This is a genomic window from Paenibacillus sp. N22P23, from assembly GCF_059383735.1.
Genome location: NZ_JBXENT010000001.1, coordinates 1,543,494 through 1,564,131 on the forward strand (window position 1 = coordinate 1,543,494; position 20,638 = coordinate 1,564,131).

General features: G+C 49.4%; 20 protein-coding genes. 2 read left to right on the top strand and 18 right to left on the bottom strand.

The genetic code is table 11. The features are described from left to right. Positions 1–15: 15 nt before the first annotated feature. The 9 genes from AC506A_RS07350 to AC506A_RS07390 all read right to left on the bottom strand — a co-directional run bounded on the left by AC506A_RS07350 (position 16) and on the right by AC506A_RS07390 (position 8,578). Positions 16–1,026 carry a 2-oxoacid:acceptor oxidoreductase family protein gene (locus tag AC506A_RS07350; protein WP_495460308.1) on the bottom strand — a complete coding sequence of 337 codons (1,011 nt, stop codon included), beginning with the start codon at positions 1,024–1,026 and terminating at the stop codon, positions 16–18. Positions 1,027–1,253: 227 nt separating this feature from the next. Then, entirely contained in the window at positions 1,254–2,174 is a 921-nt protein-coding gene (locus tag AC506A_RS07355; protein ID WP_495460309.1) for a polysaccharide deacetylase family protein, read from the bottom strand. 130 nt (positions 2,175–2,304) lie between these two features. Next, complete coding sequence (locus AC506A_RS07360) at positions 2,305–3,327, bottom strand: phosphotransferase (RefSeq protein WP_495460310.1); 1,023 nt, start codon at positions 3,325–3,327, stop codon at positions 2,305–2,307. 36 nt (positions 3,328–3,363) lie between these two features. Beyond that, positions 3,364–4,023: an MOSC domain-containing protein gene (locus AC506A_RS07365; protein ID WP_495460311.1), complete on the bottom strand. Its 660-nt coding sequence runs from the start codon at positions 4,021–4,023 to the stop codon at positions 3,364–3,366. Between the two features lie 276 nt (positions 4,024–4,299). After that, positions 4,300–5,973, bottom strand: coding sequence for an APC family permease (locus AC506A_RS07370; protein ID WP_495460312.1), 1,674 nt, complete (start codon positions 5,971–5,973; stop codon positions 4,300–4,302). A 104-nt stretch (positions 5,974–6,077) separates the two neighbouring features. Continuing rightward, entirely contained in the window at positions 6,078–6,671 is a 594-nt protein-coding gene (locus AC506A_RS07375; protein ID WP_495460313.1) for a response regulator, read from the bottom strand. 20 nt (positions 6,672–6,691) lie between these two features. Further along, a complete protein-coding gene (locus tag AC506A_RS07380; RefSeq protein WP_495460314.1) occupies positions 6,692–7,303 on the bottom strand; it encodes a DUF3298 and DUF4163 domain-containing protein in 612 nt (203 codons plus the stop codon). Between the two features lie 52 nt (positions 7,304–7,355). Continuing rightward, the gene (locus AC506A_RS07385) at positions 7,356–7,856 is read right to left on the bottom strand and encodes a GNAT family N-acetyltransferase (protein WP_495460315.1); all 501 of its coding nucleotides are present in this window, start codon (positions 7,854–7,856) and stop codon (positions 7,356–7,358) included. Then, positions 7,853–8,578 (bottom strand): phosphonate ABC transporter ATP-binding protein, encoded by a 726-nt coding sequence (locus tag AC506A_RS07390; RefSeq protein ID WP_495460316.1) that lies wholly within the window; start codon positions 8,576–8,578, stop codon positions 7,853–7,855. Before AC506A_RS07390 ends, AC506A_RS07385 begins: the two co-directional genes overlap by 4 nt. A gap of 172 nt (positions 8,579–8,750) precedes the next feature. Between AC506A_RS07390 and AC506A_RS07395 the strand changes: the two genes are divergently transcribed. Then, entirely contained in the window at positions 8,751–8,972 is a 222-nt protein-coding gene (locus AC506A_RS07395; protein WP_091215788.1) for a hypothetical protein, read from the top strand. 361 nt (positions 8,973–9,333) lie between these two features. After that, on the top strand, positions 9,334–10,077 hold the full coding sequence (locus tag AC506A_RS07400) for an HAD family hydrolase (RefSeq protein WP_495460317.1): 744 nt from the start codon (positions 9,334–9,336) through the stop codon (positions 10,075–10,077). A 68-nt stretch (positions 10,078–10,145) separates the two neighbouring features. On the opposite strand, the gene AC506A_RS07405 is transcribed toward AC506A_RS07400, so the two are convergent. The 9 genes from AC506A_RS07405 to AC506A_RS07445 form a co-directional block, all read right to left on the bottom strand. Beyond that, positions 10,146–12,563 (bottom strand): DNA topoisomerase 3, encoded by a 2,418-nt coding sequence (locus AC506A_RS07405; RefSeq protein WP_495460318.1) that lies wholly within the window; start codon positions 12,561–12,563, stop codon positions 10,146–10,148. A 12-nt stretch (positions 12,564–12,575) separates the two neighbouring features. Then, positions 12,576–13,715 carry a hypothetical protein gene (locus tag AC506A_RS07410; RefSeq protein WP_495460319.1) on the bottom strand — a complete coding sequence of 380 codons (1,140 nt, stop codon included), beginning with the start codon at positions 13,713–13,715 and terminating at the stop codon, positions 12,576–12,578. Between the two features lie 57 nt (positions 13,716–13,772). Further along, entirely contained in the window at positions 13,773–14,090 is a 318-nt protein-coding gene (locus AC506A_RS07415; RefSeq protein WP_495460320.1) for a hypothetical protein, read from the bottom strand. A gap of 68 nt (positions 14,091–14,158) precedes the next feature. After that, positions 14,159–15,646 (bottom strand): glutamate synthase subunit beta, encoded by a 1,488-nt coding sequence (locus AC506A_RS07420; RefSeq protein WP_495460321.1) that lies wholly within the window; start codon positions 15,644–15,646, stop codon positions 14,159–14,161. Positions 15,647–15,872: 226 nt separating this feature from the next. Beyond that, a complete protein-coding gene (locus AC506A_RS07425) occupies positions 15,873–16,370 on the bottom strand; it encodes a dihydrofolate reductase (RefSeq protein ID WP_495460322.1) in 498 nt (165 codons plus the stop codon). A gap of 15 nt (positions 16,371–16,385) precedes the next feature. Continuing rightward, positions 16,386–17,180 (bottom strand): thymidylate synthase, encoded by a 795-nt coding sequence (thyA, locus tag AC506A_RS07430; RefSeq protein WP_495460323.1) that lies wholly within the window; start codon positions 17,178–17,180, stop codon positions 16,386–16,388. 57 nt (positions 17,181–17,237) lie between these two features. Continuing rightward, on the bottom strand, positions 17,238–17,732 hold the full coding sequence (locus AC506A_RS07435; RefSeq protein WP_495460324.1) for an acyl-CoA thioesterase: 495 nt from the start codon (positions 17,730–17,732) through the stop codon (positions 17,238–17,240). Positions 17,733–17,843: 111 nt separating this feature from the next. Next, positions 17,844–19,259 carry a dihydrolipoyl dehydrogenase gene (gene lpdA, locus AC506A_RS07440; protein WP_495460325.1) on the bottom strand — a complete coding sequence of 472 codons (1,416 nt, stop codon included), beginning with the start codon at positions 19,257–19,259 and terminating at the stop codon, positions 17,844–17,846. Between the two features lie 4 nt (positions 19,260–19,263). After that, entirely contained in the window at positions 19,264–20,601 is a 1,338-nt protein-coding gene (locus AC506A_RS07445; protein WP_495460326.1) for a dihydrolipoamide acetyltransferase family protein, read from the bottom strand. Positions 20,602–20,638: the final 37 nt, after the last annotated feature.

Sequence of the window (20,638 nt, forward strand, 5' to 3'; positions counted from 1 at the left end):
AAACCCTACACGACGTTAATTCGCTTTTGCCCAATCAAACTTGTGCGGCACTCGGTGTTGTTCGCCGTAACCATCCGTCTCACGTTCAGAAGCAAGCGCTTCGGTCGGACAAGCTACAACGCATTTCAAGCAACCCTTGCAATATTGATAATCGATCCCCTGCAGAAACATTTGCGGACGTCCTTTCTTATCCGGCTGCTCTTCCCATACGAAGCAGAAGTCCGGGCAAGCGGTGTCGCAAGCTGCGCAGTGAATGCATTTCTCATCGTCAAAATGCGGCATCATGCCTTGCCTTGAAATACTGATATCCTTCAGCACGCTGTTCCCGGGATTGATAATCATCCCGCCCATAGGCTGCGTCTCGTAGCCGAGCGATGGAACGTCCCACCGTGTTGGCTGAGGCATACTCTCGCCTTCAGGAAGCACGTAAGTCTGAAACTTCACTTCATCGTAACCGCGCTGAAACGTACGCAGTGCCGGCTCGACAGCCTGTGGATATTTCTTCTCCAGCGACTTCCGGATAATTCCTTTCATATGCTCAAAATCCAGGAAGGTGCAGAGTCGGAATAGACCCCCAAGCATCGCCATGTTCACGCGATTGTTCTCCTCGAGCGATATGCTTGTAGCATCAACTACAGCAAGTGTACCAGCGGACAAGTTCATTTTCTGCTTCAATTCATCAGTTGTTTTACTAGAATTGACCAGCACCACGCTGTCTTCATAAATCCCGCTGATGACATTCACGGTTTTGGACATGTTCTCGTGAAACACCCCTACGATATGAGGGCGCTCTACCGGTGTCGTATCCCGAATATTCGTCTCCATATCGCAGAAGCGAATATGCGCCTTTACCGGCGAGCCCTTCTTCTCTGATCCGTAAGAGGAGAAACTGACCCCATTGAAACCGCTTCCAACAACACCTGCTTCAGCTAACATCTTTCCGGCCAAGTTAGCGCCCAATCCGCCTATTGATTCCAATCGAATTTCAAAGAATCCAAGATCATTCTGTTTTGGAAGTACCGCCACTTGCTCCACTCCCTTCCCGAATTAACTGAATACTTATATAATTCACAACTATCAGTATACCATTATCAGGAAGTGGCGAATAGACTTTCTTTCCAAAACAGGATCGGGAAAACAGTAATACAGCCGAATGTCCAAGAAGCTGTACTAGGACAGCTTGTCCCATTTCCATAAACAAAGCTATCACAGCTGCTGTTCATCTCCGACATGGACAGCCCTGCATTCCCGATTTACGGCCTGGAAAAACGGCGCTGATAGTGCCTTAATTCTTTCCATCCGATTTGTTTGATCCCCTCGTATTGCATCACTTCTTGTACTTCCTTATCGCGAAAAATATCCATTTCCATCCCACGCTTCAAAGGCTCCGTGTGAAACGCGGTTAGCTCGTCGGTTACAAGCGCCGGATGAATAATCAGTTCGGAAACGCCTGGCTTTAATCGTTTCAGCAGCGAAATCATCTGTGTCTTGAACTGCGTATACGTTTCACCCGCCTTTGCCTGAAACGGCAGCGCCACGAGATAGTCCAATACGACGACCCCTCTGAGATCCGCATCTGCAGCATGCTTAAGCGCCTGCAAGGCCAGCTCCTGAGGTGCAGGTGCTCCCGATTCCAGCTGCAAGAACCGAGGAAGTCGAAATGGCAGTCCGTATCCTGCGCAAACATCAAATACTTCCGCCAGAAAGTGTCTTCCCGTCTGCAATCCATACAAGCTGCCCATATGATTATCCGTATGTGTAACATTAACGCCCATCTCCAGCGCCATCTCAACTTGAGCTATTAGCTCTTGTTTCACCTGCTCTGCATCGGCTCTGCGCTCGAACGATTTGGAATCCCGATGAAAATAACCTTCTCTCGTCACGAGCGACTCCGTTGATCCGCCGCGGTAAACCGGTCCCCATTTCATCACATCCCATTCGCTGGTCAAGGTGAAATGGACACCGACATCCAAGAGCGTGTGACAGGCGCTCCATACTGCTGCTTCTCTAGCCCACCCGCAAGGCATCATAATGGTTGACGATGAAACAACCCCGTCCTCAAGCAGCTTCTGAATGCCTTTATTGCTGGAGTGACACAGGCCAAAATCATCCGCATTAATAATCAACAATCGATCATTCGGGCCGTAGCCCAGCAGCTCAGCCGTACTCTTCATATGCATGCCTCCCACCTTGCTTCAGCATGGACGCTTCCGGTTTACCGAAAATACACAATATCATGTTATCTATATGAATAAAACAAGGCCGATCATTCTCCGCTCCGGAGATAGATCGGCCATTCATGTCCTACCTTATCAAATGATGACGAAACACATTCATTAGCTCTTCATGCCAGCGATCAACCCAACTGCAAACGAAAGAGACGCGTTCGATCTGATCTTGCCAAATGGCATCGGCATCCAGTCCGGCGAACAGCCTGCCTGCGAAATGAAGCCAAACATCGATCATCCGAAGTTTCATTAGCGCCGGCAGCATCAGCATCTCTTGCTCAGTCAGCTTGGCCGCTTCACCATAGCCGCTGCAAAATAACTGTATGCGTCGCAGAGCTTCTTCATTGTTATCACTTGGAAACTCAGCTAAAGCAACAGCCAGCTCCATGGCTCGGACATCGATCGTGCAAAATTCGAAGTCCAGCAGACCATGTATCCGATCTCCTTCTGCCACTGCATTCGTGAACACAATATCGCCATGGATCCATTGCTGCGGCAGAGCCGCTATATGATCTCTTAATGTCGTTAATCGTTCTCGTTCACGCTGAAGTCCAATCAGCTTCTCTCTGCTGTTTAAGAGTCGCTCAAAGCGTCCACACAGCTCTATAAGCTCCACTGCAGACATGGAGCCATGGTTTTCTTCGAGCTCGTAGTAAGGTTTATAGTGGGGCACTGTCTCCGAATTCATCGTTGTTAAGTGGGCCAATGCCTCTGAAAGTTCTCCTGCTGCAAAGCCAAGTCCGTATATATGCGAATCGAGTTCTGGCGTTGGCCTATTCCCGTTTATATAGCGATATAATGCCGCCAGCTTGCCCTGTGCGCCGATTGTTATGGAGGATTTGCCGTGATTAAGAATCGGCTGAGGTACTTCAAATGAAAGCTTCATTCGCTGTAGCTCATTTAAGATCGCATGCTCGGTAATAATAAGCACTTCGTCACGATGGTTCTCGTATATTCGGAGCACGAACTTGTCCTTATCAGAGTAGACCATGCGAGTAGTATTGTTCATTCCGCTTTCCTCTTGCACGAGCCTCCTATTCGAATCAAGTAGATATGCATTCAAGTATTCGGCAAACTCGCCTTCTATGATTTGAACCATGTAAGCTGCGGCCTCCTGTTGGTCACTATGCCTTACTTATTCGGATTCCAGCTTCGCCAGTCTTCCTGTAAGAGTTTGCTGCCAGCTCTCCGACAACTCGGGAATGGCAAGCAAAGCGATCATCCCCGCCTTGTCTTGTTTATCGAGATGCATGACCCGGTTTGCTTCAGTAATCGTAATTGCTGCAGGATGCCTCTTCGTCAGGAGCAGCTTGTCCCCTTGCTTTACATGGCCTTCTGTAAGTACGCGCAAGTAAAAACCAGTATAACCGTTCGTCTGTACCTCAAGCGCAAGCTCGGGCAATTTATGCTTCATACCAAGTTTGTAGCAGGGCTGTCTCGGCTGGCTGATTTGAACTACCGTTTCGCCTACGCTCCATACGTCTCCAATACATACTTCATGCTCCGTTAATGCGGATACAGTAAAATTTTCGCCAAAAGCACCTGGAAGAACGTCGCGCTTCCAGCGCCTTTCCCAATAAGGGAAATGTGCTGCCGGGTACACACAAACAGCTTTATCTTCACCGCCATGATAGACGAGATCGCCTTGCCCGTCACCCTTCAGACCCGTGCGAGATAAATAAATAGACTCCGCCCCAACCGGGTTCTTATTGATGCCTGTGCTTATATCTTTCTTGCCGAAAAGTACGGTTTCCGGCAGTGCTGTATTGATCGAAATCAATGTTCCAAGCTCCATCCCTGCTCCTCCTTAATCGACGACTATATGCTACAACGAATTATAAGCCTGATTATGGAACGCAAGCAAACATTAATGCCGTTAATTAAGGCATTGTTGACACGATCTCCCCTATTCGTTCATGTTGTTACAGATCGTGTCGAAAGCGCTCCTTTCGTGTTGTTTCGTGCGCTTCCCCGGGAAATATTCGCTCGTATTTGGGGAAATATTTTCCGAAGTCAGCGCTTCTATTTCCCCATTTCCCTACCCTGTTGTACGAGCTGATTTGGCGGCTTTCTACTGTTGCGGGAATTTTCTTTCAATTCTGATACATTCATCAATTGATCTACGACTGAACCGAATGGAGCCTACAACCTTGAACGGCACCTTCTTCAGCAAGGCCCGGTATCTCCATTCGATTAGAAGGCCTCCTATCAGCACTGCGAAAGCTAAGTAAAGCAGGACGACGGGATCCATAAATACGAATGCGGCTGCAGCACTAACGATAAGCCAGCTCACCGAGATCGAATCCACATACACTTCATATGCACCTAGGTTCCACGGTCCTTTGAGCTTCGAAAGATTTCTTCTCGATAATTCACCATACAGCTTAGCTCCAATGGGAAATACCAGTGCGATATGCAGCGCAGCTGCACTTAATAAGATAAGCTGCACGAGCGTATGCTGTGGAGTCATTCCGCCGTTTGATACCGCTTTGAGCCCCAGTGCTGAGACACCAGCAGTTATCGATACTGCCAGCACCGCACGAAGTGGAGTGCGATACAACTCAGAGACCGCCGCAAGTTTGCCTGAGTAAGGCGCGGCTTCGTCTCTTGCCATGGCGAATAACGTGCGTGAAGCTGCGGCCATAGAAGCATTGCCACTCATCCACACAGAGGAAACGATAAGCAGCAGTAAGATCGCATTTATCAGCGCTCCCCATTTGGTCCATAGGGTCACAAACCAAGTACCGATATCCGAATAAGAGGTGAACCCCTCACTCCCAAGTGGAAAATACATGAACACAAGCACAAACAGGATAAATCCGAATAAACCAAGCGCAACAGATGAGAAGAAGATCGACCATGGAACGTTGATCCGAGGATCCCTCGTTTCTTCGGCCATCTGCCCTGCAAAGTCGCTGCCCAGAAACAGTCGCTGCAGCATAAGCATCCCGATTAACAGCATAGGTTGATTATTGCTCGCGACGGTTGCAACTAGGTCCGTACCTGCCAGCATCTGAAATGGATAGCTAGCCGGCCTAGCTGCTGCAATAAAGAAGAGAATGATCGCAAACCCTATCAACAGCTGCAGACCAGAAGAAATCCCCGCTATTTTGCCAAGCGAATGGACCGCTCTGACATTCAGAAGAGCTTGCGTGAGAAACAGTACAATTAGGAGCACATAGAATAACTCCCTGCCGCCTGCGTACCCTAACTGCTGCACCATCACTTTATAAATCCAGTCTGCCAGAAGCAGATTCATCGTCACAAGCATGAGAATCGTACCCAGGAAATGCAGCCAGCCCGACCACAAGCCTATTCGTCGCCCTCCTGCGGATAACGCCCAATGATAGCAGCCGCCTGCAGTTGGTATGGCTGACGCAAGTGACGCAAGCGAACTCGCCGTCACAATGCCAAGGAAGGATAGGATCGGCCAACCAATGCCCATGACCGCAGGACCTCCGGCAGCTAAGGCTGGCCCCAGAAACAAGACTGCTCCCCCGATAAAAGATAATGATGAGAATGACAGTCCAAACGAGGATAATCCTCTCATATGCCGGGTCAGCTGCTGTGCAAATCCGATGCCATTCAAATCATGCTTATCCTGCATATAGCGCACATAAGGCGAGAAGTGATGCAAGGACTGGTGCAAGGATCGCTTTACGCCGCGCTCTGCTGTCCGTGCAAGGAATAGGGAGAGACCACATGTACATGCGAAAATCAAACAACCTGCCCACAGCAAAAACAATGCCCCCACCCCCATACTTGACTCTATGAGCATGGCAATCCTATCAGCACAACTAAAAAATCCGTCGGCATCGAAGCTGCCAGGACGGATTGGATCTTGCATGTTTATTCTATTGGAGGCCTCTGTTCAACCTTGCAATCCTTTTTCTTCAAGCTGTTCAACACACGATCCTTTACTTGCTCGATATCAAACGGCTTGGTGAAAAACGATTGCACGCCCAGCTGTTTGGCTGCCTCCATTTTGAGCGGATCCCCAAATGCTGTTATCATCGCAACCTGCACATGTTCGTTCCATTGACGAATTCCCCGGAGCGCTTCAATTCCGTCCATATCCGGCATCTTCAGATCAAGCAATATGAAGTCAATCGCCGTTGTACGAGCGGTCTCAATCGCAACTGCACCATTGATAGCCTCATAGACAGTCAAACCTTCAAGCTCGAACAATTCTCGCAGCAGCATACGGATGGCCACTTGGTCGTCGACGATGAGAATGCTGCAAGTCGGCAAGTTATCTCTCGTTACAGATTCCGTATCAGATGTTCGTTGAATCACTGCTGAATCTAGTTGAGTCTTGGCATGATGCAGTTGGCTTTGATGGTCGCGGTCCATGACCGGTTTATTATTCTCGTGCTGTCTATGTCTGATCAGGATGACAGTCAGAATAAAGCAGATTAGCAGCAATATGAGAACATAAATCATAAGGATCTCCTCTAGTACAGTTAATTGTTCACATCCATTCGGCCAAGTGGCCCGTTAGGATTGATGATATCGCTTAGGTCATAGACGGAAATCGGAAAATACGGAAACCCGAAGGCATACGGTGTAAGCTCATATAGCGCAAAATAGATAACAAGCGCTCGATCAGCGATGTAGAAAGGCTGGTCTGGCCGTATCGAGTTAAACGGCTCGAGCGTAGCGATTTGCCGTTCGTCGATTTGCGCCTTGATGATATCGGAGAGCCTGCCGACATAATTGCTGCCTGGTTTGAAAAGCTCGGCCAGCGTGTATGATTTGCCAGTGCCGGTATCGAACGTAAGCGACTCCTGAAGCGTCAGCCCATGTGCCCCGCCCGTAAACGCATAATTAAACAACGATAAGCTTAGAATATCCTTCTCGTTCGTCTTGATCTCGAAATAGCCTTGCATATCGGCGCGCGGATCCTCAAGAGAGCCTTGATTTTGCACAAGCTCACTTACCGTTCTGCGAATTTTACCGTTAATCGTATTGCGTGCCGATGTGTTATGAAGTCCGCTTACGACCGGAACCCAAAGCTCGGCTTTCGGGAACGTGACACGGGAAGCATGGATAACGGCCGGAAACTGGAATGCCATGATGGAACACCTGCCTATTCTAGGTAATGCTCCATTGTATGCCGGTTCCTATTTAGATGACTCTTCTCATCTCATGCCATTCTATGCCACCATGCGTGGATGCCGAAACACCTAAGTACTCAAACCCAAGTCCTTTATAGAAATCGATCAGTTGAGGCTCACACATGAGAACGATGGTAGCCAGTTGATCGGTTACCGCTTGTTTGATAAGCGCTCTCATCAATGCCGTTCCAATGCCGCTTTTGCGATGCTCGGGAGCGACTGCCACGGACAGAATGACGAGGTGGTTTCCACCGGTCTCCGCGCTGTGCGCACTCTTCACAGCGTCGCTCTCGCAGCTGCTTTCTGCTGTACGAACGCCGCATGAGAGCCCAATCAGATTGTCACCTTGCCAAGCAGACCAGAAATAGCCTGGGAAATGCCGCTGTCTAAACGTAAAGGATTCACGGCTAGCTGCTGCTTCAGCTGTATAACAGGCCAGCTCAAGCTTGTGTGCGGCATCAAGCTCATCGTGTTCAATCGGGCGCAGCTCGTACGTTAAGGAAGTACTCACAGCAGCATTTTCTCCCGCTCCGTCATTCTTCTGCCTTTGATATCCAGCACGAGCTTCCCGTTATTCAAGCCGATAATCCGGTCCGCAAACCGTTCCGCCCAATCCCCTTGATGCATGACCGCTACGACCGAAATCCCTTGCGTCTGGCACATCTTCTTCAAATCGGACAGCACTTGCTCTGCCGCATGTGGATCCAAGCCGGAGACCGGTTCATCCGTGAGCAACGTTTTGGCACCGTGAACCAAAGCGCGAGCCATCGCAATGCGCTGCTTCTCCCCACCGCTCAGCTTATCGCCTTTCTGATGGGCTTTCTCAAGCAGCCCCATCTTCTCGATCATATCCATGGCCCCCATGTAGTCATCGCTGCGGATCATGCCGGTCACTCTGCGCCAGATCGGTGTTTGGTGCGATGTGCCGATCAATACGTTCTTGAGCGCGGACCGTTTGCCGATTAAGGTTGGCTTCTCTTCGAGATAAGCCATTTCACGACGTATTTTCATTTTACCAAGCAGACCTTTTTTGAGAATATCGACGCCGTCCACCATATAGGAGCCGCCGCTCCACGACTCTCTAAGAGCCAAGCATCGGAGCAGCATGGACTTCCCGCTTCCGCTCGCCCCTTTGATGGCGATAAATTCGCCGGGTTCTATATTGAAGCTGATCCCGGAGAGCACCTTAGGCCCGCCCGGAATTTGTTTGGATAATTGATCGACTTTTATCATGAGTGGCGCTCCTTTATGAATGCATTTGCTGTTGAATGCGAAGAGTTCTATGTAAGCTATTAATCTAGTTTAAGTTAAAAAAATAATAGTTTCCATACGAACAAATGTTTGCTATAATAAAAACAAGAACACACGTTCTAAATTCCCGCCAATTGTGAGGAGGCTAACCATCATGAATAACTGTGAAAACTATCGATTTATCGAAACGCATCGACCTTTCCGGGATCTAACTTTTAAGTTTTATTCCAACGGCTCTTTGACCATTATCGACAACAGTGCTGATGAAGTCATTAGCCCCCGCGAATTGAAAGGGGCAAGCTATGACTTCTATGTTCGCAAGAGAATCGCTTATATTAAGCAGGATCTCACTGCTAAATTAAATAAGTACGCCTAATATCTTACAGTCTCTATATGTGTCCGCAGATACGTTCTGGCTGCTGACCATATAGAGACTGTTCACTTCCCTGACTCTGTCCTGCCGTATGTATTAAGGCAGCTGTTTGTTAATGCCGTTTAAGCTTGACGGCCTGCTCGCTAATTTCTCCAACTTCTTTAATGAGGAAGAATAATCTCTCCCTTCTGATTCACTTCCACGGTTTTTCTTATTGCTGTTCCTATTTGTTGGCATGCATCAATCACCTCCACCTTCAGTATTTGTAAATGTTCCCAGTACTATTCGATTTGACGGCGAATCCCAAGATGCGGTAGATTGAATCTACACAGCGAAATCATCTGGGGAAGGAGCCGTGCCTAAGATGAAACAAAGTATTCTATTCGATCTCGATGATACGCTCATTTACTGCAACAAATATTTCTATTTTGTAATTGATCAATTTACAGATCTCATGACAGACTGGTTCAGGGGTTATGGAATTTCGGCTCAGGAAATCCGTGACAAGCAAACCGAAATCGATATTGCCGGCGTACATATATCCGGCTTTAAGAGCGATCACTTCCCGCAATCCTTTATCGGAACTTATCAGCATTTCTCCGATCTACTGGGCAGAGCGACATCCCCCGTAGAAGTAGACATGCTGTGGAAACTAGGAAGAAGTGTTTACGATCATGAGGTGGAGCCTTATCCGTTCATGGAAGAGACCTTGGACGAGCTGGCTTCGAAAGGACATGAGCTTCACCTGTACACCGGTGGAGAAATGTTGATTCAACAACGTAAAATCAAGCAAATGCAGCTGGAACGGTATTTTGGACCTCGCATCTATGTCCGTTCGATGAAGAATATCGAAGCGATGGAGAACATTTTACTCGAAGGCAAGTTCGATCGTAATTCGACTTGGATGATCGGAAACTCCATCCGTACAGACGTGATTCCTGCCTTAACGTCAGGCATACACGCCATCCATATGAAGACTGACTCCGAATGGGCGTACAACATTGTTGGCATTGATGTTACGCCGAAAGGTGCATTCTTCACATTGGACCAGCTCCGGGATGTTCCGGCAAGTATTCATACTTACCTGAATCAGCGCGGACCCCATTAACAAACAAGAAAAGGCTAGTCCTACACAAGAGTCATTAACTCCTGTGAGGACAAGCCTTTTGTTCGTTTTTACGGGGCAGGTACGAATTCTACTGCACCGGTTATGTGATCCGTTAGCTTCAGCTTGCCGGACTCGCTGGTCCCATCTTCCCGCTTGAACGCGGATGACCTTGTGGCGCCGCTTACTGCGAGCGCCTTTGCCATTGTTGCTGTTACCAGACGTCCCTGCTGTTCCTTCCAGATAACAAACGTGCAGCCTTCCCTAAATCGCATACAGCCATAGCCGCGCTTACCTTCCACCAGCTCACCACCGCAGCCTGGCCGAGGACAGGCTGCAATAACCTTCGGCGAGCCTGCTGACGGTTCCGAAGTTGCTGCCGCACGTGTGGCTGTCGCAGATCGAACTTGGGAGCTGCTGCTTCCAGCCGCCGAGGCGCTTGCAGTCTTCGATCGAGATGCAGCTGCACTCCGTGTGGCAGATCCCGAGCTTGAGCCAGCCTCCTTGGGCTTGCCAGCCCTCTCCTTCGAAGATGTCCGCGTGCTTTTCTCCCCCGAAGCAGTTGTTCTCGCTCCCTTGCCTCTGCCTTTAGCTTCTCCGCCTGCTTGCCCGGGCTCTTCGAACAGGCTCGCGTCTGCTTGCCGTTGATGCTTCACTTTCCCGACAATCATCTCGGCAAACTGCTTAACCTTCGCGATGAACTGTTCATCCGATGCTTCGCCCTTCGAAATCTGATGCAGACGCTGCTCCCAGCGTCCCGTCATTTCCGGAGATGCGAGCAGTTCGACACCGGCACCGCGAATCAGCTCGATAGCCGCGCAGCCTTTCGTCGTGATATCAAGCCGTTTGCCTGTCGGCTTGATATACCCGACATACTTGAGCCGCTCGATCGTTGCGGCACGGGTTGCCGGTGTTCCCAGCCCAGTCTGCTTCATGGCATCACGAAGCTCTTCATCCTCAATCGATTTGCCGGCACTCTCCATCGCTTTGAGCAATGTACCTTCCGTATACGGCTTCGGCGGTTTCGTCGCCTTCTCAAGTGCATCTGCACCTTCACAATGCACCGGCGCATCGGGGTCGACCGAGAACGGACGATCGGTTTCAACCAGATCATCCTCTAGATCGTCCGTCGCATCATCGGATTTCTTCTTCGACTTGCTCTTTGCTTTACTGGCGTTGCCGTCCTCTTGATCGCCCAGTACGACTCGCCAGCCAGCATCCAGCTGTTCCTTGGCGCGCGTACGGAACTGCTCCTCTTCCACCTCTGTTAACACTTCATGATTGTTATAGACAGCAGGAGGATAATAATGAGAGAGGAATCGACGAACGATCATATCGTAGATATTCTGCTCTTCCGTGCTTAAGGTGCCCGGCCGCTTAGGCGTCGGCAGGATCGCGTGGTGATCCTCAACCTTTGCGGGATTACAAACGGCCTTATTCCCTTTATGCACCCTGCTGCGATCCGCTCCATTCGCCAGATCACCGTAGGATGTTTGTTTCAGCATGTTAAGAACATTACCCATTACTGGAAGATTCTCTTCCGTAACATAGTTCGAGCTTGTCCTTGGATAAGTAATTACTTTATGTTTCTCATAAAGGGATTGCGCGATATCGAGCGTTTTCTTCGCCGGGTAGCCATATCTGCCATTCGCTTCGCGCTGTAACAGCGTCAAGTCGTATAACCGATAAGGGTATTCCTTCGATTCCGTCACCGTATAGCTGACAATCTTAGCCGGTTTCCCCGATACCTTCGCTGCAAGCGCCTCGGCTTGCTCGCGTTTGGTTATCCGATCTCCTTGCCAGACGCCTTTGTAGTTAAAATCCTGTTGACTGAATGAAGCTTGAACGACGAAATACGTCTCGCTGTCAAAAGCCGTAATTTCTTTATGCCGATCGTACAGCAGCGCCAATACAGGTGTCTGTACGCGCCCGACCGACAGCAATGTTTTATGGCGAATGGTAAATGCACGCGAAGCATTCATACCTACCAGCCAATCCGCTTCGCTTCGTGCTTTAGCAGCGCGCGTCAGATCATCATAGTCCTGATCGCTGCGCAACCCATCAAACCCGCGACGAATCGTTTCCGGCGTCAAATCGGAAATCCACAGACGATCCGTCGGCTGCGGCATTTTCAAATATTGCCGGATTAGATGGAAGATAAGCTGACCTTCACGCCCGGCATCGCATGCGTTAACGAGCCGGTCACAGCGCTTCGACAGCTCGCCAATTGTAGCAAGCTGATCCTTCGTCCGCGCATTAGGCCACAGCTTAAAGCGATCCGGAATAATCGGTAAATCCGCTTCATTCCATCTCTTATACTTGGGGTCGTACTGATCCGGTTCTGCGAGACTGACCAAATGACCAATCGCCCACGTAATGATGTAGTTCTCGCCTTCCAGATAAGAGCGTTTGTTCTGCGCCTTCGGTTCTACGACAGCGGCAATTGTCCGGCCCATATCGGGTTTCTCTGCGATAATCAATGTTTTCAAGCAATCGCCTCTTTACCGTTCGTTAACCGACATTATCTGACGTTTCATCGCATCCAAAATCGCTCGAACGCCTTTCGACCAATTGACGTCTTCGGCATATTTCGTATTGATCCAAGTGAGTGCGTCGACATCGTCAGGTCTTCCTTGACTTTTATGTACAATCGTATTGCTTGCAATCTTTGCAGACTCGCTGATTGTTGTATTAAACTCTTTCCAGCTGTGAAACACGTTAAACGGATTGTTCGCGATCTTCTTCGCATCTTTGCCCGACTTCGGGACAAAAGCCTGTTCTTGTCCGGTTATCGCAAACAGCAATAGCGGATGGATATCATGTTCCTTGGCCGCATTTACGATCGTGCTTAGATAAGGTTCCTCTGCAAGCAGAGACGATTTCTTCGCCAAATACAGAACAAGCCGTTCTTTGTTTACTTCTACATATCTCAGCTCACTGGGCAGCTCATTCTTATACTTCTGCACGCTAACAGTCGGGGGCTGAGGGACTGGCGGTCTCACAACCATAGGTTGTCCAGTCTTAGGGAGCTCTACAGGAGCAGTTGGTGGTTGAAGGGTCCACCAGCCATAGAACAACGTAGACGCGCTTAACGCCACACTAAGGAACAGGTAGCTGCTTGACTTGGTTCTACTGCCTCTGCCTCCATAACGGCGGCTGGGAAGCGTGATAATCTCAGCCAATCGATCAGAAGCGCGGTAATAGCCTGCCACCGTGCCGACAACAGCATCCCAAGCCTCAACTTGCAGATGGGGAGAGTTCGCAATATGAACGCCTTCTTCAATAATGCCCTTGAACACTTCTGTTTCGATCGTCACGCCGAGCCGCTGCTCTACCCATTCGTGCAAGGCATGGAAAAGCTGAGGATCACGATAATCGAGCCTCAGGCATGCTTCAAAAATATGTTTCTCATGAACGGGGACCTGCTTCCCGACCGCGATGCTCCGCATCAACTCGGTCGTAATGCCTAATTTATGTTCCTTCGGAAACGCCGGTAATTGTCTCAGGACAATACGCTGCATCGCATCAGCTACGATTTCGGCACGGCGTTCGCTTGGCAAGTCACCGTACTTATGCTGGACATAATGTCTGATTTTATGAATATCAGTCGGCGTAAGTACAGCTGCGGCTGTGGTGCGCAATCGAATCTCCTCCCACCAAGAAACGATACCCTACAGCTCATTTTACCACAACTTACCTTAGCTGATAGAGAGATTTGCAATCTGCGCTTGGATTTCTGCAGATTCAATGAACGCTTGAATTTGTTCCTTCTCATCAGAGGTGAATTGAAATTCGCAATCGCAGCCCTCGTCAAGCGGTACTATCTGAGCAATTGCGCCGCTAAGCGTACAAATTACTAATGCCGTTAAATCAATTAACCCTTCAGGTACAGGCGTTGATTTGTCCACGACCATGCGCAGCTCGATATCGACCCATTGGTCGTCACGTCGTTCGATACGTGGAATAAACGTCATAAATCGCAGCTGTGTAATCTGTTCGGAACCATATTGAATCATCTCTGTGCCACTCCTTCGTTAAACGAAATAAAAGCGCCCGTAGGCGCTTTGCATTCCGAATCGCTTCATTAAGGAAGCATCGTTGTTCCCATCAAATAACGGTCCACTTCACGCGCAGCCTCGCGGCCTTCGTTGATTGCCCAAACAACCAAACTTTGTCCACGGCGCATGTCGCCTGCAGCGAATACTTTGTTGACGCTCGTTTTGTAATTGCCGTATTCGGCTTTTACATTGGAACGACGGTCTTGCGCAAGTCCAAGCTTTTCAATCAATGTGTTCTCCGGACCTTCGAAGCCGACCGCGATCATAACAAGATCAGCTGGCCAAACTTTCTCCGTTCCTGGAATTTCAGTATAGATCCTGCGGCCTGTTTCATCAACAGTACGCTCGATTTGTACCGTGTGCAATTCTTTCAAGTTGCCGTTCTCGTCCCCAACGAATTTCTTCGTCAGTACAGAGAATGCTCGAGGATCTTCACCGTACAGCGCGCGAGCTTCCTCTTGTGCATAGTCAAGTGTATACACGTTAGGGAATTGCGGCCATGGGTTCTTCTCTTGATCACGTACAAGTGGTGCTTTACCAACCGTACCGAACTGCGTCACCGATTTACAACCGTGACGTAGCGCTGTTGCTACACAGTCAGTGCCTGTGTCGCCGCCGCCAATTACGATGACGTTCTTATCTTTAGCCGAAATATAATTACCGTCTTCCAAGTTGGAATCCAGGTAGCTCTTAATCGTGCCGTTCAAATAATCCATTGCCAAATGAACGCCATTCAAATCGCGGCCTTCAATGTCAACTTCACGAGCTTTCGTAGCACCGCCGCAAAGGACGACTGCATCGAATTCGTTCATCAGCTGATCAACGGGTACGTTTGTGCCAACTTCAGCATTCGTAACGAAGTTTACGCCTTCAGCTTCCATCAGATCAACACGACGCTGAACGACTTTCTTGTCGAGTTTCATTGTCGGAATACCGTAAGTGAGCAAGCCGCCGATGCGATCTGCACGCTCATAAACGGTTACAGTGTGGCCCGCTTTGTTAAGCTGTGCCGCACATGCCATACCGGCAGGGCCAGAGCCTACGACTGCAATCTTCTTGCCTGTACGCATAAGCGGTGGCTGTGGAACGACCCAACCTTCTTCGAAGCCTCTGTCAATAATGGATTGTTCAATCGTCTTAATGGTAACCGCATCGCCGATCAGGCCAACCGTACATGAGCCTTCACATGGAGCTGGGCAAACACGGCCGGTGAACTCCGGGAAATTGTTCGTTTTGTGCAAACGATCCAGCGCCTCGCGCCAAAGACCACGATAGATGAGGTTATTCCATTCCGGAATAAGGTTGTTCACCGGGCAGCCCGATGCGCCTCCCGGAAGCTCGATACCTGTATGGCAATAAGGCGTACCGCAATCCATGCAGCGCGCGCCTTGCGTTCTCAGCTGATCTTCACTAAAATGCTTATGAAATTCATCCCAGTCCTTAATCCGTTCCAGCGGATCGCGGTCAGCAGGCAGCTCGCGTTTGTAGTCCATAAATCCAGTAGGTGTAGACATGATCGCTTTTCCTCCATCCATTTTCCCATTACCGAATGTTCGTTATCTCTCTAAAACTATATCGGGAATCGACATTGAATTCAATATCAAACTTTACCATATAAAACCTGATAACTATTTACAATATCTTAGCAACTTGGCCTAACGCAATAAATGGATTTTCCGTACAATCATTTGCACTTTATCACATAATGTTAGGCATTTGCCAAACCAACTCGAGAATGCTCTATCTTGCATTCCTGACATATGTAACGATTGTAAAATCATATGCATTTTTCTCATCCTTCGAGAAATGCTCCCGAACCTGCACAGTCCACTCATTCATAGCGAAAGTCGGAAAATAGGCGTCCCCTGCCACATCGGCCTCGACTTCCGTTAACCACAGCTTGTCTGCATAGGGCATAAACAGTGCATAGATCTCAGCGCCGCCCATAATCACCAGCTCTTCGCCTTCATTATGGCCGAACTTGGTCAACACTTCTTCGACGGAATGAGCGATCTCACAGCCATCCGGCATGTAGTCCATGCTGCGAGTTAAAATGACATTACGGCGATTCTTAAGCGGACCACTCAGAGACTCGAAGGTTTTACGCCCCATCACGACCGTTTTGCCTGCTGTCGAACGGCGGAAATGGGCCATCTCAGCCGGTAGACTCCAAGGCATATCATTATCGATCCCGATAACACGGTTGCGCGCCATTGCGGCAATCATTGCAATTGTCATACCTGGCACCCTCCCTTATATCGCAACTTCAGCTTTAATCGTAGGATGATGCTGGTAATCGACAATCTCGAAATCATCATACACATAATCGAAAATCGATTCCGGCTTCCGCTTTATGATAAGCGTCGGCAGCGGCAGCGGCTCTCGAGTCAATTGAAGCTTTACCTGCTCAATATGATTGCTGTAAATATGAACATCCGCACCGGAGTAAATAAACTCCCCAACCCCAAGATCGCATTGCTGCGCTATCATGTGCGTGAGCAGCGCGTATTGGGCAATATTAAACGGCAGTCCTAAGAATGTATCAGATGAACGCATCGTGAGCATACAAGAGAGTTTCCCGTTTGCCACATAGAATTGAAATACAAAATGGCAAGGCGGAAGTTTCATATTGTCGATTTCCGCTACATTCCATGCACTGACAATATGGCGCCTTGAATCCGGATTATGCTTGATCGATTGTATAACAGCCGCAATTTGATCGATTTGGCGTCCATCAGGTGTCTCCCACGCACGCCACTGCGATCCGTAGACCGGACCCAGATCACCGTTCTCATCCGCCCATTCATTCCAAATCCGAACACCATTCTCCTGCAGATAACGAACGTTCGTATCTCCTTTGAGGAACCAGAGCAGCTCATGAATAATGGATTTCACATGCATCCGTTTCGTCGTTACCAATGGAAAGCCTTGGTTTAAGTCGAAGCGAAGCTGACGACCGAACACGGATCTTGTTCCTGTTCCTGTACGATCTTCTTTAACAACCCCGTTATCCAAGACATCCTGAAGCAAGTCCAAATAAGCCTTCAATGTCCGATTACCCCCTTTCCATCTTTCTACAAATTTCGCTACCTTTTATTTTAACATTTAAAGGCTCTTCTGTCTGTCCTGTTTTCGCTGCATGCGAAGTTCATAACGATCCGGTGCGGACAGATGAAGCGCGTGTTCTTCTTCATTCTGCGGAATTATGCCTGGAACAGGGGTCGGCTTGCCATGCTCGTCAAGCGCAACAAAGGTAAAAAAAGCGGTGACAGCTGTTTTGCGTTCTCCGGTATAGACATGCTCCGTTTGTACCTTCACGTAGATTTCCATCGAGCTCTTACGAGTCCATGTGACAAAAGCTTCTACGTCGATCATGTCGCCGACTTTGATCGGTGCGACAAAATCCAAACTATCGGTCGAAGCGGTTACGACTGGTCCGCGCGCATGACGCATGCTTGTGATTGCCGCAATCTTATCCATGTACTCCATTACTTTTCCGCCGAACATCGTTCCGTGGTAATTCGTATCGGACGGGAAGATCAGCTGCATCATCGTTGATCTCGATTCGTCCGTGGTCTTCTTCGACACTTCGCTCGTCATGCAGGCAGCCTCCTTGGCTAAATGCTAAAGAAGCAAGAGGCCCAGCTGCAGAACAACTGCGGCGTGACCTCTTGCCTTCCTGTAAGCCTTGGTTATATAAAGAAGTTCAACTTATTTGGCAATTGCGTGAATCGGATGTCCAAGTGCCACTTCAACAGCATCCAGAACGATTTCGCCAAGCGTAGGATGTGCATGGATCGTCAGGGCAATATCTTCAAGCGTTGCGCCCATTTCGATTGCAAGTCCAAGCTCTGCGATCATGTTGGAAGCTTCAATACCGGCGATTTGGGCGCCAAGTACGAGGCCGTTATCCGCATCTGCGATCACTTTGACAAAACCTTCGTTTACGCCAAGGGACAACGCGCGTCCGTTGATGTTGAACGGGAATTTGCCGACCTTCACGTTGTGGCCTTTTTCCTTAGCTTCCTTCTCGCTGTAGCCTACGCTAGAGCATTCTGGATCGGAGAATACCACAAGCGGAATGCACTTGTAATCGATTTTGCTTGGCTGTCCGGCAATTGCTTCAGCAGCAACGCGGCCCTCATACATCGCTTTATGCGCAAGCGCAGGTCCTGCGATGATATCGCCAATTGCGAAGATGTGCGGGATGCTTGTACGGCATTGCTCATCGACTTCAATCAGACCGCGATCGGTCATCTTCACATCGATCATATCAAGGCCAAGCTCGCCATCTGTATTTGGACGGCGTCCAACCGTTACAAGCAGGTAATCTGCTGTAACTTGCTTGTCTTCGCCACCAACTGTGTAGGTTACCGTTACATCGTTGTCTGTTTGCGCTGCGCTCTTCGCTTGAGCACCTGTTACGATATCTGCCTTAGCGCCTTTAAGCTTCTTCGCCACGAGCGAAGACATGTCGCTGTCAAAGCCAGGAAGAATCGTGTCAGAACCTTCAATTACCGTAACTTTAGTTCCGAAACGAGCGTACATTTGACCAAGCTCAATACCGATGTAGCCGCCGCCGATTACAACTAGGCTCTTCGGAATTTCCGGCAAGGACAATGCTTCTGTCGAAGAAACGATACGACCGCCGTAAGGGAATGCTTTCAGCTCGATTGGACGGGAGCCTGTAGCGATAATACAGTTCTTGAAACGGTAGCGCGGAGCTTCTTGTTCATTGAATACACGTGCTTCTGTATCACTGATGAACATCACTTCGCCGCTGAAGAATTGAATTTTGTTTGCTTTCAACAGCTGCCCTACGCCGCCAGTCAATTTCTTAACTACGCCGTTCTTGAACTCTTGTACTTTGCTCCACTCCACTTTCACATCGGATGCAGTGATACCGAAGGAAGAAGCGTGAGAAATGGATTCATATTGATGGGACGCCGAGATCAGCGCCTTGGACGGGATACAGCCAACATTCAAGCATACGCCGCCTACATATTGTTTATCTACAACTAGCACACTTTGGCCAAGCTGTGCAGCGCGAATTGCCGCTACATAGCCGCCTGGGCCTGCTCCAATGACGAGCAAATCAATATCGAGTGATGCATCTCCTACTACCATGGTTTTAAACCTCCATTACAAGTAATTGCGGATCAGCCAGCAGCTGTTTGATGTAGTTCATGAAGTTTTGCGCTGTTGCGCCATCAATGAGACGGTGGTCAAAACTTAGGGAAAGCGCCATAACCGATGCTGCAACGATTTCGCCGTTCTTCACAACAGGCTTCTCGGAGATACGGCCTGTACCAAGAATAGCAACCTCAGGGAAGTTTATAACCGGTGTAAAGAACATACCGCCTGCGGAACCAATGTTTGTGATGCTGATTGTGCTGCCTCTGAGCTCGGACGCAGTAAGCTTACCGTCACGGCCGCGAGTAGCCAGATCCTTGATTGCATCAGCAACCATCCACACGTTCTTACGGTCAGCATCCTGAATAACCGGAACGATCAGACCGTTATCTGTATCGGTAGCGATACCGATGTTGTAGTATTTCTTGTACACGATCTCTTGTTTCTCTTCGTCTAGCGTCGCGTTCATAATCGGGAACTGACGGCAAGCCGCAACAAGAGCTTTCACGATGAATGGCAGGTAAGTCAGCTTAACGCCTTTCTTCTCTGCGATCGGCTTCGCTTTCGTGCGAAGCTCAACAAGTGCAGTTACATCCACTTCATCCATCAGGGTAACGTGAGGTGCCGTGTAAACCGATTTAACCATAGCGTTCGCAATTACTTTGCGGATGCCTTTGAATGGAACGCGCTCTTCAGCACGGTCGCCTACGATAACTGCCGCTTGTGCAGCCGGTTTCGAATCTGTCGATGCCGGTGCTGCTGCCGCTTCTTGAGCTGCAGGAGCTGCTGCTGCAGCCGTGCCGCCGCCTGCAGCAATTGCAGTTACGTCTTCACGCGTGATGCGGCCGTTCTTGCCAGTGCCAGCTACGCCGGACAGTTCAACGCCTTGCTCGCGAGCGAATTTACGCACGCTAGGCGTTGCCAGAACCAAACCGCCAGCTGCTTTAACGGGAGCTGGAGCTGCCGCCGGTGCAGCAGGTGCAGCTGCTGGCGCAGGAGCCGCTGCAGTTGTTGGAGCCGGCGCTGCCGCAGGAGCCGCTGCCGCTGGTGCATTGTGACTGTCGCCAGCCGGTGCTGCTTGCTCAGGCACATCGCCTTCTGCATCGATGATTGCGACAAGATCGCCAACATGGCAAACCTGTCCGTCCTTTACGAGCACTTCAAGCACTTTACCATTTACAGGACAAGGAACTTCTACGATTGCCTTGTCATTCTGTACTTCCATGATGATATCTTCATCCGTTACCGCTGCGCCTGGCGTAATATGCATTTTGACGATTTCGCCTTCATGCAAGCCTTCGCCCAGCTCCGGGAAACGATACTCGAATTTTGCCACGTCCCGTGACCTCCTTCTCGGTCTTCACAACCTGCTC

What these genes read in the sequence shown, in the direction of transcription:
- AC506A_RS07425 (WP_495460322.1), bottom strand. Translation starts at nt 16,370, where the DNA reads ATGACAATTGCAATGATTGCCGCAATGGCGCGCAACCGTGTTATCGGG.
- AC506A_RS07400 (WP_495460317.1), top strand. Translation starts at nt 9,334, where the DNA reads ATGAAACAAAGTATTCTATTCGATCTCGATGATACGCTCATTTACTGC.
- AC506A_RS07395 (WP_091215788.1), top strand. Translation starts at nt 8,751, where the DNA reads ATGAATAACTGTGAAAACTATCGATTTATCGAAACGCATCGACCTTTC.
- AC506A_RS07390 (WP_495460316.1), bottom strand. Translation starts at nt 8,578, where the DNA reads ATGATAAAAGTCGATCAATTATCCAAACAAATTCCGGGCGGGCCTAAG.
- AC506A_RS07415 (WP_495460320.1), bottom strand. Translation starts at nt 14,090, where the DNA reads ATGATTCAATATGGTTCCGAACAGATTACACAGCTGCGATTTATGACG.
- AC506A_RS07420 (WP_495460321.1), bottom strand. Translation starts at nt 15,646, where the DNA reads ATGTCTACACCTACTGGATTTATGGACTACAAACGCGAGCTGCCTGCT.
- AC506A_RS07355 (WP_495460309.1), bottom strand. Translation starts at nt 2,174, where the DNA reads ATGAAGAGTACGGCTGAGCTGCTGGGCTACGGCCCGAATGATCGATTG.
- AC506A_RS07375 (WP_495460313.1), bottom strand. Translation starts at nt 6,671, where the DNA reads ATGATTTATGTTCTCATATTGCTGCTAATCTGCTTTATTCTGACTGTC.
- AC506A_RS07360 (WP_495460310.1), bottom strand. Translation starts at nt 3,327, where the DNA reads ATGGTTCAAATCATAGAAGGCGAGTTTGCCGAATACTTGAATGCATAT.
- lpdA (WP_495460325.1), bottom strand. Translation starts at nt 19,259, where the DNA reads ATGGTAGTAGGAGATGCATCACTCGATATTGATTTGCTCGTCATTGGA.
- AC506A_RS07435 (WP_495460324.1), bottom strand. Translation starts at nt 17,732, where the DNA reads ATGACGAGCGAAGTGTCGAAGAAGACCACGGACGAATCGAGATCAACG.
- AC506A_RS07380 (WP_495460314.1), bottom strand. Translation starts at nt 7,303, where the DNA reads ATGGCATTCCAGTTTCCGGCCGTTATCCATGCTTCCCGTGTCACGTTC.
- AC506A_RS07365 (WP_495460311.1), bottom strand. Translation starts at nt 4,023, where the DNA reads ATGGAGCTTGGAACATTGATTTCGATCAATACAGCACTGCCGGAAACC.